Source organism: Paraburkholderia sp. SIMBA_027 (genome assembly GCF_046535315.1).
In the GTDB taxonomy this organism is placed as follows: domain Bacteria; phylum Pseudomonadota; class Gammaproteobacteria; order Burkholderiales; family Burkholderiaceae; genus Paraburkholderia; species Paraburkholderia tropica.
This window is the reverse complement of the sequence record NZ_JAWRWY010000028.1, coordinates 40622-58131: the sequence shown is the minus strand read 5'-3', so window position 1 is coordinate 58131 and position 17510 is coordinate 40622. Positions and strand designations below refer to the sequence as shown.

Below are 17510 nucleotides of genomic sequence, written 5' to 3'. Positions count from 1 at the left end.
GCGCACGTCCATGCAAGCCTCCTCACCCACTTCCGCGCGGGACGGCCAGAGCGTCGTGAAGGCGTTCGCCGACTGGGCGAACACCGACGGCCTCGTCTGGCTCTATCTGTTCAAGGCGATCGCCGCGGCGCTGCTCGCGCTCGGCATCGCGATGAAGCTCGACCTGCCCTCGCCGCGCACGGCCATGACGACGGTCTTCATCGTCATGCAGCCGCAAAGCGGCGCGGTGTTCGCCAAGAGCTTCTACCGGATCTGCGGCACGCTGGTCGGCCTCGTCGTGATGCTCGCGCTGATCGGCCTGTTCGCGCAGCAGCCCGAACTCTTCATCGCGAGCACGGCGCTGTGGGTCGGCATCTGCACGGCGGGCGCGGCGCGCAACCGCAACTTCCGCTCGTACGGCTTCGTGCTCGCGGGTTACACGGCCGCGCTGATCGGCATTCCGGCCTCGCAGCATCCCGACGGCGCCTTCATGTCGGCGATGACGCGCGTGGCCGAGATCTCGCTCGGCATTCTCGCCTCGGGCTTCGTGAGCGCCGTGGTGTTCCCGCGCTACACCGGCGAGCTGCTGCGCTCGACGGTGCGCCGCCGCTTCTCGTCGTTCGTCGATTACGTGTCGGCGTCGCTGGGCGGCCGCGTGGACCGTTCGCAGATCGAGGCGACCAACGCGCGCTTCGTGGCCGACATCGTCGGCTTCGAGGCGAGCCGCAGCACCGCCGTGTTCGAATCGCCCGATTCGCGCATGCGCGCCGGGCGTCTCGCGCGCATGAACACCGAGTTCATGTCGGCCTCGACGCGCTTTCACGCGCTGCATCAGCTGATGAACCGTCTGCGCGACGAAGGCAAGCTCGCGACCGTCGAGGCGCTCGAACCGTATTTCCGCGAGATCGCGCCGCTGTTCGACAAGGCGGGCGAGCCCGTGCTCAAGGCCGCCGACGCCGTGCATGTGGCCGCGCAGCTCGAAGCGTATCGCGCGACGCTGCCCAAACGCGTGCGCGACACGCGCGCGCAGCTCGAAGCCGCGCAAGCCGCGGCGCGCGCCATCGGCGAGGTGCACGCGCCGTCCGATCTGCTCGACTTCGACACGGCCACCGAGCTGTTCTACCGCTTCGTGCACGAGATGAACGAGTACACGGCGACCTACGCCTCGCTCGCCGTCGACACTCACGCACGCGAAAAGTGGATCGCGCGCTACGTGCCCAAGACCAACCTCGTCGCGGCGGGCGTGCACGGCGTGCGCGCCGCGATCGTGATGGGTCTGCTGGGCGCGTTCTGGATCGCCACGGCCTGGCCGAGCGGCACGAACCTCGTGCTCAACGCCGCCGCCACCTGCGCGCTCGCCTCGGCCTCGCCGCAGCCCGCGCGCATGGCGAGCCAGATGGCGGGCGGCACGATGCTCGCGTCGCTCGTCGGCATGATCCTGACCTTCGGCGTGTTCCCGCACATCGACGGCTTTCCGATGCTGTGCGTCGCGCTCGTGCCCGCGCTCGCCTTCGGCGTGTTCCTGACGACGCGTCCGGCCTACGCGGGCTACGGCATGGGCTACTGCATCTTCCTGTGCTTCCTCGCGGGCCCGGACAACGTGGTGCAGTACAACCCGACCGGCTATATCAACGATGCGCTCGCGCTGTGTCTTTCGATGGTCGTCTCGGCCGCCGCGTTCGCGGTGCTGCTGCCGCCGTCGACGCCGTGGCTGCGCAACCGTCTGCTCGCGAATCTGCGCGGCCAGGTGGTGCATGCGTGCCGCGCGCGGTTGACCGGCCTTGCGGGTCTGCGCAACCGCTTCGAAAGCGGCACGCGCGACCTGATGTTCCAGCTCAGCGCGCTCGCGGGCAACGATCAGGCGTTCCGCCAGGAGACGCTGCGCTGGATGTTCGCGACGCTCGAAACCGGCAACGCCGCGATCGATCTGCGCGAGGATCTGGCCGCGCTGCCCGCGCATCCGCGCTTCGCGAAGGACACGGCCTGGCGCGGCCACGTCGACGCGACGCTCAAGAACCTGAGCGCGCTGTTCGACCAGCCGGGCGCGCAGCGTTACGCCGCCGCGCTCGCCGCGAACGAAGGCGCCATCGCCGCCTGCCGCGATCTGCTCGAACGCGTGCTCAACGACGAAGCGCCGCGCGAGGAACGCCATCCGGTGCAGCGCATCCTCAGCCATCTGCATTTCATCCGCACCGCGCTGATCGATCCGCAATCGCCGCTCGCGCCGTTCAGCCAGAACGGCGCGGCCCCCACTTCCGGCAATGCGCAAGGAGCCCATCATGCCTCGTGACGTTGCGTTTCTCGACGCCTACATTCCGGCGATCGTCCTGCTCTTCATCCTGGGCGCGGCGATCACCTGGGTGCTCGATTCCGTGCTGGCCCGCACCGGCCTCTACCGTCTCGTGTGGCACCCGTCCCTGTTTCGCGTGAGTCTGCTCGTAGTCGTGTGCTGCGTGCTCGGACTCGCCGTCTATCGTTGAACCGGCTACGTAGAATCATGACTATCAGAAATATCATTGGCTTTATCGCGACGGCGATCATCTTCGTCATCGCCATCCTCGTGGGCCGCGCGCTGTGGGTCCACTACATGGACGAACCCTGGACGCGCGACGGCCGCGTGCGCGCCGAAGTGGTGAACATCGCGCCCGACGTCTCAGGCGCGGTGGTCGAGCTGCCCGTGAAGGACAACCAGTTCGTGCACAAGGGCGACCTGCTGATGCAGATCGACCCGTCGCACTATCAGATCGCCGTCGAGCAGGCCGAGGCCGCCGTGGCCGCGCGCAAGGCCGAGCTGACCATGAAGCTCGACGACGCCCGCCGCCGCGCCGACATGGACAGCCTCGTGGTCTCGCAGGAAAACCGCGAAAACGCCTCGCACACCGCGAATTCGGCGCAGGCGCAGTATCAGCAGGCGATCGCCGCCCTCGACGCCGCCAAGCTCAACCTCGAACGCACGCGCGTGATCTCGCCGGTCGACGGCTACATCACCAATCTGCAGGTGTTCAAGGGCGACTACGCGATCGCGGGCCAGGCGAAGCTCGCCGTGGTCGACAGCCACTCGTTCTGGGTCTACGGCTACTTCGAGGAAACCAAGCTGCCGCACGTGAAGGTGGGCAACAAGGCCGAGATCAAACTGATGAGCGGCGGCACGCTCGAAGGTCACGTGGAAAGCATCTCGCGCGGCATCTACGACCGCGACAATCCGCAAAGCCGCGAACTGCTCGCCGACGTGAATCCGACCTTCAACTGGGTGCGCCTTGCGCAGCGCGTGCCGGTGCGCATCCACATCGACAAGGTGCCCGACGGCATGGTGCTCGCGGCCGGCACGACCTGCACGGTGGTCGTGAAGCCCGGCGCCTGAGCAAGCGCCGAACGTGCGCGCAAGCGTCGCGCGGCCAGCCGGTCCGCCGACGCCCGCGAGCACGGGACACGAAAAAGAGCGCCTTCGGGCGCTCTTTTTCGTGGTGCGCACCGACGCGCGCACCTGAAGTTCGCATGACAGTTCTTGCCAGATTCCAGGCATTGGCCGACGGCCGACCATTCGGGCTTGAAAAAATTGTCTCAGAAACAGTCCAAATCTCCGCGTCATTGACGGTCATCAAACCCAAAACCGGCTGCACCTAGGACTATTCTTATTTTTACGTCCTAGATCGGATTGCCAGCGTGGGTTTTCTCTCCGAGCACCTTCCTTTTATCTTTGCGTCCGGCCATGCGGCGCTGTCGGAAACGACGGCGCGCGCGCTCACGCCGGGGCGCATCGTCGTGCTCGGAATCGGCAATGTGCAATGGGGCGACGCGGGCTTCGGCGTGCGCGCGCTCGAACGGCTCAGATCGGCGTGGCAGTGCGCGCCGCATGTCGAGTGCGTCGATGGCGGCACGCAGGGCCGCGCGCTCCTGCCGCTCGTGGAGTCGGCGCAGCGCATGATCGTGTTCAATGCCGCCGATTTTGGCCAGCCGCCCGGCACGCTGTGCGCGCGCACGGGCGACGACGCCACGGCGCACCTGCGCACGCACGCCGTGAATCTGCACCAGATGGATTTCGCCGATGCGCTCGCCTGCGCGCAGCTCAAGGGCCGCTATCCGCGCGAACTGGTGCTGATCGGCGTGCAGCCGCAAGCGCATGCCGAATATGGCGCGGATCTCCACGACGCCGTGCGCGCCCAGCTCGATCCGGCCGTCGCGGCCGCCTGCCGCTGGCTGCGGCGCTGGCATGCGCGCCCCCAGCCGCTCGCGGCGACCGAGGCCGCCGAACATCGCACCGAACATCGCGCGGAGCGCGCCGGCTGCGCCGACGAAATCGCCTGACGCGGGCGAACGCGCGGGCCGCTTTCGCCACATCGCCGCCACATCGCCGCCACGCCCGCCGGATCCGCGCCGCGCCCACGGGTCAACCCGCGTTGCCCGCTCGCATTGCACTGCACTATGCTCGACACTCCAGGGCCAGTTCCGGCAGTCCGCGCCCCATCGCACGGGAGGAAACACCTCATGCGCCGTTACCGCGATTTTCACCGCGAGTCGATCGAACAGCCCGACGCCTTCTGGCGCCGCGAAGCCGCGCGCGTCCACTGGGAAACGCCCTTCGACGCCGTGCTAGACCGCTCGAATCCGCCCTTCGCGCGCTGGTTCACGGGCGGGCGCACGAACCTGTGCTTCAACGCCGTCGATCGCCATCTCGCCTCGCGCGCGCAGCAGAACGCGCTGGTCTACGTCTCGACGGAAACCGGCATCGAGCGGCGCTACACCTACGCCGACCTGCACGCCGAAGTGAACCGCATGGCCGCCGTGATGCGCTCGCTGGGCGTCAAGCGCGGCGACCGCGTGCTGATCTATCTGCCGATGATTCCCGAGGCCGTGTTCGCCATGCTGGCCTGCGCGCGGCTGGGCGCGATCCATTCGGTCGTGTTCGGCGGCTTCGCGGCGCCGAGTCTCGCCGCCCGCATCGACGACGCGAAGCCCATGCTGCTCGTGAGCGCCGACGCCGGCGCGCGCGGCGGCAAGGTGATCGACTACGCGCCGCTCGTCGACGAAGCGATGTCGCGCGCGGCACACGCGCCGCCGCACGTGTTGCTGATCGACCGCCAGCTCGCACCCGAACGCCTCGACGCGCCCTATCTGGTCCACTACGAGCCGTTGCGCGAGCAGTTTTACGACGCCCGCATACCGTGCGAATGGCTCGAATCGAACGAGCCCTCGTACATCCTCTACACCTCCGGCACCACGGGCAAACCGAAGGGCGTGCAGCGCGACGTGGGCGGCTACGCGGTCGCGCTCGCGGCGTCGATGGACTACATCTTCGAGGGCCGCCCGGGCGATACGATGTTCACCGCCTCGGACATCGGCTGGGTCGTAGGCCACAGCTACATCATCTACGCGCCCTTGCTCGCGGGCATGACCACGGTGATGTACGAAGGCACGCCGATCCGCCCCGACGGCGGCATCTGGTGGCGGCTCGTCGAACAGCACAAGATCAACCTGATGTTCACCGCGCCCACGGCGATCCGCGTGCTCAAGAAGCAGGACCCGGCGCTGCTGCACGCCGCCGATCTGTCGAGCCTGCGCACGCTCTTTCTCGCGGGCGAACCGCTCGACGAACCGACCGCCACCTGGATTTCGGACGCGCTCGGCAAACCGGTCGTCGACAACTACTGGCAGACCGAAACCGGCTGGCCGATGCTGGCGAACCAGGGCGGCGTGGAAGCGCTGCCGCAGAAGCTCGGTTCGCCGGGCGTGCCCTGCTATGGCTACGACCTCGTGCTGCGCGACGAGCACACCGGCGAGCCCTGCGCGAGCGGCCAAAAAGGCGTCATCACCCTCGGTTATCCGCTGCCGCCCGGCTGCATGCAGACGGTCTGGGGCGACGACGCGCGCTTCGTGAAAACGTACTGGGAAAGCGTGCCCGGCCAGCAGGTGTATTCGACCTTCGACTGGGGCATGCAGGATGAAAACGGCTACGTGACGATCCTCGGGCGCACCGACGACGTCATCAACGTGGCCGGGCATCGGCTCGGCACGCGCGAGATCGAAGAAGCGATCTCGTCGCACGCGGCGGTGGCTGAAGTAGCCGTGGTCGGCGTCAACGATGCGGTGAAGGGCCAGGCCGCGCTCGCCTTCGTGGTGTTGCGCGACGCCGCGGCGGCGGCCGACCCGAAAGCGGCGGACAAGCTCGCCACGGCCATCGCGACGACGGTGGACCGCCAGCTCGGCGCGATCGGCCGGCCCGCGCGCGTGCATTTCGTCTCGATGCTGCCGAAGACGCGCTCGGGCAAGCTGCTGCGCCGCGCGATCGCGGCGCTCGCGGAAGGCCGCGAGCCCGGCGATCTGCCGACGATCGAAGATGCGTCGGCGCTCCAGCAGATTCGCGAGGCGGTCAACGCCGCAGGCGAACGCCAAGGTCGCTGAAAATCAGCGCGCGACCGGGGTGTAGGCCGCGAGAAAACGCTTGAGAATGCCGGTCGAGTAGGTGCCGGCGATATCGGCGAGAAACGACGAAAACGACGTGCTCGCGTGTTCGTCGGCGGTGTCGGAGATGGTGCGCACGATCGCGCACGGCACGTCGTATTCGTGGCAGACCTGGGCGATCGCGGCGCCTTCCATTTCCACCGCCAGCGCGTCGGGCAGCAGCGCGCGCAACGCGCCCACGGCGGCGGCGCTCGCGACGAACTGATCGCCGCTGATCACGAGGCCGCGATGCACGCCCGGCCGCGCGTTCGCGAGGCGCGGCAGCGCGGCGCCGAACTGCGCCGACAGCGCGTCGCCCTCTTCCGCGATGAAGCGCTCGCACGCGGCGGCCAGCGCATCGGCGAGCGCGCGGTCGGCGTCGAAACGCGAGCGCGCGAGCAGCGGAATCTCGTGACGCGGAAACAGCGGCTCGGCGTTCATGTCGTGCTGGAGCAGCGTTTCGCCGACCACCACGTCGCCCACGTGCACGTTCTCGCCCACGCCGCCCGCCACGCCGGTAAACACGATCGCATCGACATCGAACGCGTGGATCAGCGCGCTCGTCGTGGCCGCCGCCGCCACCTTGCCGACGCGCGCCAGCGTGACGACGCACGGCGCGCCGTGCACGGTGCCGAGGTGGTAATCGCGCTTGCCGAAGGTGCGCGTGACGACGCCCGATTCGGCCTGCATGGCGGCGATCAGGTCGCCGAGTTCCTGGGGCAGCGCGGCGAGCACGCCGAGCGGACGGGAAGTGGTGTTCATCGTCGGAATCTTCCGGAAAAGGCGTGATGGGCGTGCGCCGTGGCACGCCCGTTTTTTACGCTTTGGCGTGTGCGTCAGTCGACGGCCTGGAGCTTGGCCACCGCCAGCGCGAGCCACTTCTCGCCGTGGCGCTTGAAGCGGACTTGCGCCTTGGCATCGGTGCCGCTGCCTTCGAGCGCGATGATCGCACCCTCGCCGAACTTGGTGTGGAACACGGCCTGGCCGACGCGGAAACCCGACTCGGCGGCGCGCTGTTCGTTCGCGTAGGACGGCAGCGGCGTCTTGTCGGCCACGTAGGCGTCGCGATCGCGCGAGCCGCCGCCACCATTGCCGCCGTTCCCATTGCCGCCGCGCGAGAACCAGTCGCGGCCCCAGCCCGCGTTATCCGAGCGGCCGCCCCAACGCGCGCCCGCCTCGACCTTCGGCGTGAGCCACTTGAGCGACTCCTGCGGCAGCTCGTCGAAGAAGCGCGAGCGCACGTTGTAGCGCGTCTGGCCGTGCAGCAGACGGCTCTGCGCGAACGAGATATACAGCCGCTCCTTCGCGCGCGTGATCGCCACGTACATCAGGCGGCGCTCTTCTTCCAGACCGTCGGCTTCCATCGCGCTGTTCTCGTGCGGGAACAGGCCCTCTTCGAGACCGGTGATGAACACCGCCGTGAATTCCAGGCCCTTCGCCGCGTGCACCGTCATCAGCTGAACGGCGTCCTGGCCCGCCTGCGCCTGGTTGTCGCCCGCTTCGAGCGACGCGTGCGAGAGGAAGCCCGCGAGCGGCGTCATGACGTCGGGATTCTGCGCGGGATCGGTGATCGTGGCCGCGTCGAGCACTTCGATTTCGCCGTCCTGCGAGACCAGTTCCGGCGCCTTGCTCGCGCCCGGACGCAGCGGAATCGAGCGCGCCGGCGTGTCCATGCCGTAGCCCTCTTCGCTGACGAAGGCCGTGGCCGCCGTCACGAGTTCCTGCAAGTTCTCCAGCCGGTCCTGGCCTTCGCGCTCGTTCTGATAGAACTCGGCGAGACCGCTCATGCGCACCGTGTATTCGACGGTTTCCGGCAGGCTCATCTGCGCCGTTTCGGCGCGCATCTTCGCGACCAGATTGGCGAACGCGCCGAGGCTCGTGCCCGCCTTGCCCGTGACGTAGGGAATCGCCGCGGCCATCGAGCAGTTGTACAGACGCGCCGCGTCGGCCAGTTGCTCGATCGAGCGCGCGCCGATGCCGCGCGTCGGAAAGTTCACGACGCGCGCGAAGGCGGTGTCGTCGTTCGGATTGTCGATCAGGCGCAGATACGCGAGCGCGTGCTTCACTTCCTGACGCTCGAAGAAGCGCAGCCCGCCATACACCTTGTACGGCACGCCGGCGTTCACGAGCGTGTGCTCGATCGTGCGCGACTGCGCGTTGCTGCGATACAGAATCGCGATTTCGTGACGCGCGAGCCCCTGATTGATGAGCGCGCGAATCTCCTCGACGATCCAGCCCGCTTCCTGCGAATCGGTGGCCGCCTCGTAGACGCGCACCGGCTCGCCATGCCCCGCGTCGGTGCGCAGATTCTTGCCCAGACGCCGCGAGTTATGCGAGATCAGATGGTTCGCCGCATCGAGAATATGGCCGTGCGAGCGGTAGTTCTGCTCCAGCTTGATCAGATGCTTGACGCGGAATTCCTCTTCGAAGTCGCGCATGTTGCCGACGTTCGCGCCACGGAATGCGTAGATCGACTGGTCGTCGTCGCCGACCGCGAAGATCGCGTTGCCCGGGCCCGCGAGCAGCTTGAGCCACGCGTACTGGAGCTTGTTGGTGTCCTGGAACTCGTCGACGAGAATGTCGCGGAAACGGCTCTGGTAATGCGCGCGCAGCGGCGCGTTATACGACAGCAGTTCGTAGCAGCGCAGCAGCAGCTCGGCGAAATCGACCACGCCTTCACGCTGGCACTGCTGGTCGTAGGCCTCGTACAGCTCGACGAACTTGCGGTTGAAGTCGTCGGTGACGTCGACGTCCTTCGGACGCAGGCCCTGCTCCTTCGCGTTGTTGATGAAGTACTGGAGGTTCTTCGCCGGGTACTTTTCGTCGTCGATGTTCAGGCCCTTCATCAGACGCTTGATGGCCGACAGCTGGTCGGCCGTATCGAGGATCTGGAAGGTCTGCGGCAGGCCCGCGTCGCGATAATGCGCGCGCAGCATGCGATTGCAGAGACCGTGAAAGGTGCCGATCCACATGCCGCGCGTGTCGATCGGCATCATGGCCTGCAGACGGCTCATCATTTCGCGCGCGGCCTTGTTCGTGAAGGTCACGGCGAGAATGGTCATCGGCGAGGCGAGACCCTGCTGGATCAGCCACGCGATGCGCGTGATGAGCACGCGCGTCTTGCCGCTGCCCGCCCCGGCCAGAATGAGCGCCGGTTCGTTTGGCAGCGTGACGGCGGCGTGTTGTTCGGGGTTCAGATTCGCGAGCAGTTCGGGCATGGAATAGCGAGGAGTGAGGCGCGCGCGGGGCGGCGCAACGGGAAAGCCGGACGACATTATAAATCCCGCCCGCCTGCGCTGCCGTCCGTGGACCGGTGCGTCCATCCGGGTCGGAATCCGGGCCTGAACGGCGTGCCCGGGTGAATCGTCAAGGCGCGTCCGTCATGCCGCCCTTCGCGGCGTCCTTCGCGGCGCGCAACATGTGCGCAACGTGTTCGCAATACCCGCTCAACCGCGCCGCCGCCGCGTGCGCGCCATGCAAGCTCTCGACAGGACGGGGCGCGCGCGGCACTTCCCCTTATAATTGATCGTTTCCGCATCTCTTTTTCGGCAGATTCCACCCATGAGCGACAGCACGCTAGCGAAAAGCTTCGAGCCCCAGACCATCGAGGCCCAATGGGGCCCTGAGTGGGAGCGTCGAGGCTACGCGGCCGCAACCTTCGAGCCCGGCCGCAAGAACTTCTCGATCCAGTTGCCGCCGCCCAACGTCACCGGCACGCTGCACATGGGGCACGCGTTCAACCAGACGATCATGGACGGCCTCACGCGCTTTCACCGCATGCTCGGCGAAAACACGCTGTGGGTTCCCGGCACCGACCACGCGGGCATCGCCACGCAGATCGTGGTCGAGCGCCAGCTCGACGCGCAGAAAGTTTCGCGCCATGACCTCGGCCGCGAGAAGTTCGTCGAACGCGTGTGGGAATGGAAGCAGCAGTCGGGTTCGACCATCACCGGCCAGGTGCGCCGCCTCGGCGCGTCGATCGACTGGTCGCGCGAGTACTTCACGATGGACGACAAGATGTCGGCCGCCGTGCGCGACGTGTTCGTGCGCCTTTACGACCAGGGCCTGATCTACCGCGGCAAGCGCCTCGTGAACTGGGACCCGGTGCTGGGCACCGCCGTCTCCGACCTCGAAGTGGCGAGCGAAGAGGAAAACGGTCATCTGTGGCACATCCGCTATCCGCTCGCGGACGGCTCGGCCACGCTCACCGTCGCCACCACGCGTCCGGAAACCATGCTCGGCGACACGGCCGTGATGGTGCATCCGGAAGACGAGCGCTATGCGCACCTGATCGGCAAGATGGTCAAGCTGCCGCTGACCGACCGCGAAATCCCCGTGATCGCCGACGACTACGTCGACCGCGAATTCGGCACGGGCGTCGTGAAGGTCACGCCGGCGCACGACTTCAACGACTATCAGGTCGGCCAGCGTCACGGCCTGCCGATGATCGAGATCCTCACGCTCGAAGCGAAGATCAACGAGAACGCGCCGGAACAATACCGCGGCCTCGACCGTTTCGAGGCGCGCAAGCAGGTCGTCGCCGACCTCGAAGCGCTCGGCGCGCTCGAATCGGTGCAGCCGCACAAGCTGATGGTGCCGCGCGGCGACCGCACGGGCGTCGTGCTCGAACCGCTGCTCACCGACCAGTGGTTCGTGGCGATGACCAAGCCGGCGCCGGAAGGCACCTTCAATCCGGGCAAGTCGATCACCGAAACCGCGCTCGACGTGGTGCGCAACGGCCAGATCAAGTTCGTGCCGGAAAACTGGACCACCACGTACAACCAGTGGCTCGAAAACATCCAGGACTGGTGTATCTCGCGTCAGCTCTGGTGGGGCCATCAAATCCCGGCGTGGTACGGCGAAAACGGTGAAATCTTCGTCGCGAAGACCGAAGAAGACGCCCGCGCGCAGGCCGACGCCAAGGGTTACACCGGCGCGCTCAAGCGCGACGAAGACGTGCTCGACACGTGGTTCTCGTCGGCGCTGGTGCCGTTCTCGTCGCTCGGCTGGCCTGAAGAAACGCCCGAACTGAAGGCTTTCCTGCCCTCTTCGGTGCTGGTCACGGGCTTCGACATCATTTTCTTCTGGGTGGCGCGCATGGTCATGATGACCACGCACTTCACCGGTCAGGTGCCGTTCGAGACGGTCTACGTGCACGGTCTCGTGCGCGACGCCGAAGGCCAGAAGATGTCGAAGAGCAAGGGCAACACGCTCGACCCGATCGACATCGTCGACGGCATCGACCTGGAAACGCTGGTCGCCAAACGCACCACGGGCCTGATGAACCCGAAGCAGGCCGCCACCATCGAAAAGAAGACGCGCAAGGAATTCCCGGACGGCATCGCCGCCTACGGCACCGACGCGCTGCGCTTCACGATGGCATCCATGGCCACGCTCGGCCGCAACGTCAACTTCGACCTGGCGCGCTGCGAGGGCTACCGCAACTTCTGCAACAAGCTCTGGAACGCCACGCGTTTCGTGCTGATGAACTGCGAAGGGCACGACTGCGGCTTCTCGAAGCCGGGCGACTGCCAACCGGGCGATTGCGGCCCGGGCGGCTACACGGACTTCTCGCAGGCCGACCGCTGGATCGTCTCGCAGCTCCAGCGCACCGAAGCCGAAGTCGCGAAGGGTTTCGCCGACTATCGCTTCGACAATGTGGCCAATGCCATTTACAAGTTCGTTTGGGATGAATACTGTGACTGGTATCTGGAACTGGCGAAAGTGCAGATCCAGACCGGTACGCCCGAGCAGCAGCGCGCCACGCGCCGCACGCTGCTGCGCGTGCTGGAAACCGTGCTGCGCCTCGCGCATCCGGTGATTCCGTTCATTACCGAAGCGCTGTGGCAGAAGGTTGCGCCGCTGACCGACGCGTACCCGAAGGACGCGAAGGAAGGCGAGGCATCGATCATGATGCAGCGCTACCCGCTCGCGGATTCGAAGAAGGTCGACGAAGCCGCGGAGCAATGGGCCGCCGACCTGAAGGCCGTGATCGACGCCTGCCGTAACCTGCGCGGCGAGATGAGCCTCTCGCCCGCGGTCAAGGTGCCGCTGCTGGCCACCGGCAACGCCGAACGCCTCGCCACGTTTGCGCCTTACGCGCAGGCGCTCGCGAAGCTTTCGGAGGTCCAGATCATCGCCGACGAGGCCGCGCTCGACGCCGCTTCGGCGGGCGCGCCGGTTGCTATCGTAGGAACGGACAAGCTCGTGCTGAAGGTGGAAATCGACGTCGCCGCGGAACGCGAGCGGCTCTCGAAGGAAATCGCACGACTGTCCAATGAAGTGACGAAGTGCAACGCGAAGCTCGGTAATGAAAGTTTTGTCGCAAAAGCTCCGCCTGCCGTGGTTGAACAGGAGCAGAAACGACTGGCAGAATTCCAGGCCACGCTCGGCAAGCTGACCGCGCAACTCGCGCGCCTGCCTGCCTGATTCGGCTAAGGTGACGGATGGCGGCGCGCGGGCGGCGTCATCCCACCACGACCAGGACCATAGACATGCTAAAAGTAACGAAAGCGGTATTCCCGGTGGCGGGCCTCGGCACGCGCTTCCTTCCGGCAACGAAGGCCAGCCCGAAGGAAATGCTGCCGGTCGTCGACAAGCCGCTGATCCAGTACGCGGTCGAGGAAGCCGTCGCGGCGGGCATCACCGAAATGATCTTCGTGACCGGGCGCAGCAAGCGCGCGATCGAGGACCATTTCGACAAGTCGTATGAGATCGAAGCCGAACTCGAAGCGCGCGGCAAGGAAAAGCTGCTCGAACTGGTTCGCAACATCAAGCCGAACAACGTCGACTGCTTCTACGTGCGCCAGCCGGAAGCGCTCGGTCTCGGTCACGCCGTGCTGTGCGCGGAAAAGCTCGTGGGCGACAACCCGTTCGCCGTGATTCTCGCGGACGACCTGCTGTACGGCACGCCGCCCGTCATGCAGCAGATGGTCGAAGTGTTCGACCACTACCATAGCTCGGTGCTGGGCGTGGAAGAGATCCCGCCCTCGGAAACGCGCTCGTACGGCATCGTCGACGGCAAGGAGTGGGAAGATTCGATCGTCAAGCTGTCGGGCATCGTCGAAAAGCCGGCGCCCGAAGTCGCGCCGTCGAACCTCGGCGTCGTGGGCCGCTACGTGCTCAAGCCGCGCATTTTCGACCACCTCCGCTCGATCAAGCCGGGCGCGGGCGGCGAACTGCAACTGACCGACGCCATCCAGTCGCTGCTCGCCGACGAGCAGGTGCTGGCGTACAAGTATCACGGCACGCGTTTCGACTGTGGCAGCAAGCTCGGCTACCTGAAGGCGACCGTGGAATTCGCGCTGCGTCACCCCGAAGTGGGCGACGACTTCGCCGAATACCTGCGCACGCGCAACCCGGTGCTCGAAGGCTGATGGAAGGCTGATCCGCTTTCCGCCGGACAGAAAAAAGCCCGCAATCTCGCGATTGCGGGCTTTTTTTATGCGCGTGAGCGGCGGCGCGCGAGTTTATCGCCGGCGCATCAGGAACACGAACGTCTTGTCCTGCTGCGTGCTCTCCACGATCTCGTTGCCGGTCTGCTTCGCGAACGCGGCGAAATCGCGCTGCGAGCCGGGATCGGTCGCGAGCACCTTGAGAATCTGGCCGCTTTCCATGTCGGCGAGCGCCTTCTTGGCGCGCAGGATCGGCAGCGGGCAGTTCAGCCCGCGTGCATCCACTTCCTTGTGAACCTGAATCTGCATCGGGGTGCTTCCTTCTGTGGCGCGCCGCCGAGGCTGCTCGCGGCGCTGGTGCTCTGCTTGACGTGACGTCAGATAGCGGCGATTTTACCGCAGCAGCGCCCTGCTCCGCTCGCCCATGAACGCACGGCGGATGCACCCCGCGCGAGTCAGAGCGTCACCGCCTGCCCCGTATGCAGCGATTCGCGCAGCGCGCAGCCGATGCGCGTCGCCTCCAGCGCATCCTCCAGCGACGCGCCCTCGCCAGCATCGGCCGTGGCGCCGTTGAGTCGCGCGCGCACCGACGCCACGAACGCCTGCGCCTCGATCAGAAACGCTTCCTCGAAACGCTCGAAGAACGTCGGCGTGCATTCGCTGCGCACGCCGAGCGCGTCGTAGATCTCGACGCGGTTGCTGCGCGGCACACGACCGATCGCCAGCGCGCCCGCCGTGCCGATCACCTCGCTCGACGTGTCGTTGCCGTGCGCCATCGTGCGCGACGCGTAGAACATCGCGAGCTTGCCGCCTTCGAATTCGCAGATCGCGACGCCGTTGTCGACGTCGCCGAAATCGCGCAGGCCGTCGTGCAGCGCGATCGCGCCCGCCGCATAGACGCGCGTGGCGCGCGGCTTGCCGAGCAGCCAGCGCGCGACGTCGATATCGTGCACCGTGCAGTCGAGAAAGATGCCGCCCGAGGTGGGCGCGAAACGCACGAAAAAACCATCGGGATCATTGAGATCGCAGTTCTGCGAGCGCACGAGAAACGGTTTGCCGATCTTGCCCGCGCGCACTTTGTCGAAGGCATCGTGATAGCTCGGATCGAAACGGCGCATGAAGCCGATCATGACCTGCTGGCCCGCATGGCGGCGCGCCTCGTCGACCACGCGCTCGCATTCGGCGACGTCGAGCGAGAGCGGCTTTTCGCAGAATACGTGCTTGCCCGCGCGCAATGCGTCGACGATCTGCTGCGCATGCAGCGACGACGGCGTGACCAGCCAGACCGCGTCGATTTCGCTATCGGCGAGCAGTTGCGCGTAGTCGCCGTAGAGCCGCGTCGCGGGCAGCGTGTCGCGCGCCCATGCGAGGTCGTCGTCGAGCGGACTGCACGCCGCCGCCAGCACCGCGCCCGGCACGCGGTACGCGAGATTGAGCGCATGCCGCCGCCCGAGCCGCCCCAGTCCCACCACGCCCACGCGCAACGGCCGGGCACGTTCGTTTGCCTGCATAGTCCGCCTCCAGAATACTATTTCGTCATCCTAGCTATTTGGGCGACGCCGCGAACCAATCGCGACGCCCCTCACACTGCATCGATGCTTCGTGAACGCGTCAAGCGCCCACTTTCACCACGCGTCCTTCGCGCCACGACAGCGCCGCCGCTTCCGCGAGTTCCAGCGCCTTGAGGCCGTCGGCGACCGTCGTGCGCACCGGTTTGCCCTGCGTGACCGCTTCGTGGAAATGCGCCATTTCGCTCGCATACGCGGCGCGATAGCGCTCCAGGAAGAACGCCTCGGGCACATCCTGCGCCACCGAGGTCTTCGACCACGCCACCACTTCGGTCGGCTTCATGTTGCCGGCCTGCAGCATGCCCGCGCTGCCGAGCACCTCGAAGCGCTGGTCGTAGCCGTAGGCCGCGCGCCGCGCCGTATTGATCTGGCAAAGGCGGCCGCGCTTCGTGCGGATCGTCACGGCCGTCGCGTCGATATCGCCCGCTTCCGCGATGGCCGGATCGGAGAGGCAACTGCCCGTGGCGTGCACGGTGTCGGCTTCGTCGTCGAGAATCCAGCGGAAGATGTCGAAGTCGTGAATCAGCATGTCCTTGAAGATGCCACCCGAATGCTTGATGTACTCCACGGGCGGCGCGCCCGGATCGCGGCTCGTCACCACCAGCATTTCCGGCGTGCCGATTTCGCCCGCGTCGAGGCGCTGCTTGAGCGCGGCGAAAGTCGGATCGTAGCGGCGCTGAAAGCCGATCATCGCGACCACGCCCGCGCGCGCCACGGCGTCGGCGCATTCGCGCGCGCGGCCAATCGCGAGATCGACGGGCTTTTCGCAGAAGATATGCTTGCCCGCCGCCGCCGACCGCATGATCAGCTCCGAGTGCGTATCGGTCGACGAGCAGATCACCGTCGCGCCGATCGACGCATCGCCGAACGCTTCGTCGATCCCGGCCACCTGCGCGCCGTGCTGTGCCGCGAGCGCCTGCGCCGCCTCGCGGTTCACGTCGATCACGTACTTCAGGCGCACGCCGGGCTGGCGCGCGAGATTCGCCGCGTGAATGCGGCCGATGCGTCCCGCGCCGAAAACCGCTACGTCCAGCGCCTGGCCTGCTGCTCCACTAGTCATCGTATCCTCCGGTGTCGGTCGATTCTTCTACGTTGAGTTCGAGCCGGTACGCAAGCGCCACGAACAACGCCTGGCACAGACAAAACGTGCTGGTCAGCGAGCGGAACGCGAACGCGCTCCCCTCCTTCACATAGAGTTGCGCATCCGCGTGACGCGCGAGTGGCGACAGCTGGCTGTCGGTGATCACGAGCGTCTTCGCCTGATGCTGCTGCGCCACGCGCAGGCAGTACTGCGTTTCCTTGCCGTACGGCGCGAAGCTGATGGCGATCACCACGTCGCCCTTCTTCACGCTGCGAATCTGCTCGTGATACATGCCGCCGAGCCCCGAAACGAGGTGCACGCGTTTGCGCGTGTGCTGCAGCGCGTAGACGATATAGCTCGCCACCGCGAACGAACGGCGCACGCCGATCACGTAGAGGTTGTCGGCGTGTTCGAGCATGCGCACGGCGGCGTCGAACTGCGCGTCGTCGAGACCCGCTTCGAGTTCGTCCAGCCCGCTGCGGCACGCGCCGATAAACTCGCGCGCCACCGTGCCGCCGAGCGCCGGATCGGCCTTGCCGTCCTTCTCGTCGATCAGCTGGCGGATGCGCTGCTGATAGCTCGTGGGCGAGCCGCCCTGGCCCGCGTACGCCTGACGAAACACCGCCTGCAGATCGGAGAAACCCGAAAAGCCGAAGCGCTGCGCGAAGCGCACCACCGCCGAGGGATGCACGCCGCAGCTCGCGGCGATGTCGCTCGTGCGGTCCATCATCACGCTCGCGCGGTTCTGTTCGATGTAAGTCGCGACGTTCTTCAACTGTCGCGGCAGCGCTTCGTAGTCGTGTGCGATGCGCTGCATCAATTCGTCGACGCCCGCTACGGCGTCGCTTGTCTCGTCGGCCATGATCGTTTTTTCCCCTGGCTTGCCGCAGTGCCGCAAAACCCTTGCTGGGCGGGCGTTTGAGGGCAAGCCGACGGAGCCGATTATAGGCACGCGCGCTCATGAATGGAACAGATTTTCCATTTTTATTTGCAATGAAATTTCTGTTGCAACGGCTCGAACGATCGCCTAATCTTGTCCATGAGCAACGT

At 66.4% G+C, this 17510-nt stretch carries 13 protein-coding genes; 7 read left to right on the top strand and 6 right to left on the bottom strand.

The window, feature by feature from the left end; genetic code table 11:
- The first annotated feature begins 10 nt into the window (after positions 1 to 10).
- From SB764_RS35380 to SB764_RS35360, 5 genes are all read left to right on the top strand, one after another.
- Positions 11 to 2269: an FUSC family protein gene (locus SB764_RS35380; protein ID WP_410866191.1), complete on the top strand. Its 2259-nt coding sequence runs from the start codon at positions 11 to 13 to the stop codon at positions 2267 to 2269.
- The gene (locus SB764_RS35375) at positions 2256 to 2459 is read left to right on the top strand and encodes a DUF1656 domain-containing protein (RefSeq protein WP_173816805.1); all 204 of its coding nucleotides are present in this window, start codon (positions 2256 to 2258) and stop codon (positions 2457 to 2459) included. Before SB764_RS35380 ends, SB764_RS35375 begins: the two co-directional genes overlap by 14 nt.
- A 17-nt stretch (positions 2460 to 2476) precedes the next feature.
- A complete protein-coding gene (locus tag SB764_RS35370) occupies positions 2477 to 3340 on the top strand; it encodes an HlyD family secretion protein (protein ID WP_065065866.1) in 864 nt (287 codons plus the stop codon).
- 302 nt (positions 3341 to 3642) lie between these two features.
- Positions 3643 to 4284, top strand: a complete 642-nt coding sequence (locus SB764_RS35365) for a HyaD/HybD family hydrogenase maturation endopeptidase (RefSeq protein ID WP_410866190.1) — start codon at positions 3643 to 3645, stop codon at positions 4282 to 4284.
- Between the two features lie 180 nt (positions 4285 to 4464).
- Entirely contained in the window at positions 4465 to 6378 is a 1914-nt protein-coding gene (locus tag SB764_RS35360) for a propionate--CoA ligase (protein ID WP_110329542.1), read from the top strand.
- 3 nt (positions 6379 to 6381) lie between these two features.
- On the opposite strand, the gene SB764_RS35355 is transcribed toward SB764_RS35360, so the two are convergent.
- Positions 6382 to 7179, bottom strand: a complete 798-nt coding sequence (locus SB764_RS35355) for a 5'-methylthioadenosine/adenosylhomocysteine nucleosidase (protein WP_074987440.1) — start codon at positions 7177 to 7179, stop codon at positions 6382 to 6384.
- 74 nt (positions 7180 to 7253) lie between these two features.
- Positions 7254 to 9635: a UvrD-helicase domain-containing protein gene (locus SB764_RS35350; protein ID WP_183717382.1), complete on the bottom strand. Its 2382-nt coding sequence runs from the start codon at positions 9633 to 9635 to the stop codon at positions 7254 to 7256.
- A 343-nt stretch (positions 9636 to 9978) separates the two neighbouring features.
- Here SB764_RS35350 and SB764_RS35345 point away from each other — a divergent pair, with 343 nt between their 5' ends.
- The gene (locus SB764_RS35345) at positions 9979 to 12846 is read left to right on the top strand and encodes a valine--tRNA ligase (protein ID WP_065065870.1); all 2868 of its coding nucleotides are present in this window, start codon (positions 9979 to 9981) and stop codon (positions 12844 to 12846) included.
- A 65-nt stretch (positions 12847 to 12911) separates the two neighbouring features.
- The gene (gene galU, locus SB764_RS35340) at positions 12912 to 13793 is read left to right on the top strand and encodes a UTP--glucose-1-phosphate uridylyltransferase GalU (protein ID WP_065065871.1); all 882 of its coding nucleotides are present in this window, start codon (positions 12912 to 12914) and stop codon (positions 13791 to 13793) included.
- Positions 13794 to 13886: 93 nt separating this feature from the next.
- Here the strand turns inward: galU and SB764_RS35335 are convergent, their stop codons facing one another.
- The 4 genes from SB764_RS35335 to SB764_RS35320 form a co-directional block, all read right to left on the bottom strand.
- A complete protein-coding gene (locus SB764_RS35335; protein WP_027815106.1) occupies positions 13887 to 14114 on the bottom strand; it encodes a sulfurtransferase TusA family protein in 228 nt (75 codons plus the stop codon).
- A gap of 152 nt (positions 14115 to 14266) precedes the next feature.
- Positions 14267 to 15322 carry a Gfo/Idh/MocA family oxidoreductase gene (locus tag SB764_RS35330; protein ID WP_183717380.1) on the bottom strand — a complete coding sequence of 352 codons (1056 nt, stop codon included), beginning with the start codon at positions 15320 to 15322 and terminating at the stop codon, positions 14267 to 14269.
- Between the two features lie 100 nt (positions 15323 to 15422).
- The gene (gene iolG, locus SB764_RS35325) at positions 15423 to 16439 is read right to left on the bottom strand and encodes an inositol 2-dehydrogenase (protein ID WP_065065873.1); all 1017 of its coding nucleotides are present in this window, start codon (positions 16437 to 16439) and stop codon (positions 15423 to 15425) included.
- Positions 16432 to 17322, bottom strand: coding sequence for a MurR/RpiR family transcriptional regulator (locus tag SB764_RS35320; RefSeq protein ID WP_065065874.1), 891 nt, complete (start codon positions 17320 to 17322; stop codon positions 16432 to 16434). The genes iolG and SB764_RS35320 overlap by 8 nt, the downstream gene beginning before the upstream one ends.
- Between the last annotated feature and the right edge of the window lie 188 nt (positions 17323 to 17510).

Coding starts and splice junctions, on each gene's coding strand:
- SB764_RS35355 (WP_074987440.1), bottom strand. CDS start 7,179: ATGAACACCACTTCCCGTCCGCTCGGCGTGCTCGCCGCGCTGCCCCAG.
- SB764_RS35370 (WP_065065866.1), top strand. CDS start 2,477: ATGACTATCAGAAATATCATTGGCTTTATCGCGACGGCGATCATCTTC.
- SB764_RS35345 (WP_065065870.1), top strand. CDS start 9,979: ATGAGCGACAGCACGCTAGCGAAAAGCTTCGAGCCCCAGACCATCGAG.
- SB764_RS35380 (WP_410866191.1), top strand. CDS start 11: ATGCAAGCCTCCTCACCCACTTCCGCGCGGGACGGCCAGAGCGTCGTG.
- galU (WP_065065871.1), top strand. CDS start 12,912: ATGCTAAAAGTAACGAAAGCGGTATTCCCGGTGGCGGGCCTCGGCACG.
- SB764_RS35350 (WP_183717382.1), bottom strand. CDS start 9,635: ATGCCCGAACTGCTCGCGAATCTGAACCCCGAACAACACGCCGCCGTC.
- SB764_RS35360 (WP_110329542.1), top strand. CDS start 4,465: ATGCGCCGTTACCGCGATTTTCACCGCGAGTCGATCGAACAGCCCGAC.
- iolG (WP_065065873.1), bottom strand. CDS start 16,439: ATGACTAGTGGAGCAGCAGGCCAGGCGCTGGACGTAGCGGTTTTCGGC.
- SB764_RS35330 (WP_183717380.1), bottom strand. CDS start 15,322: ATGCAGGCAAACGAACGTGCCCGGCCGTTGCGCGTGGGCGTGGTGGGA.
- SB764_RS35320 (WP_065065874.1), bottom strand. CDS start 17,322: ATGGCCGACGAGACAAGCGACGCCGTAGCGGGCGTCGACGAATTGATG.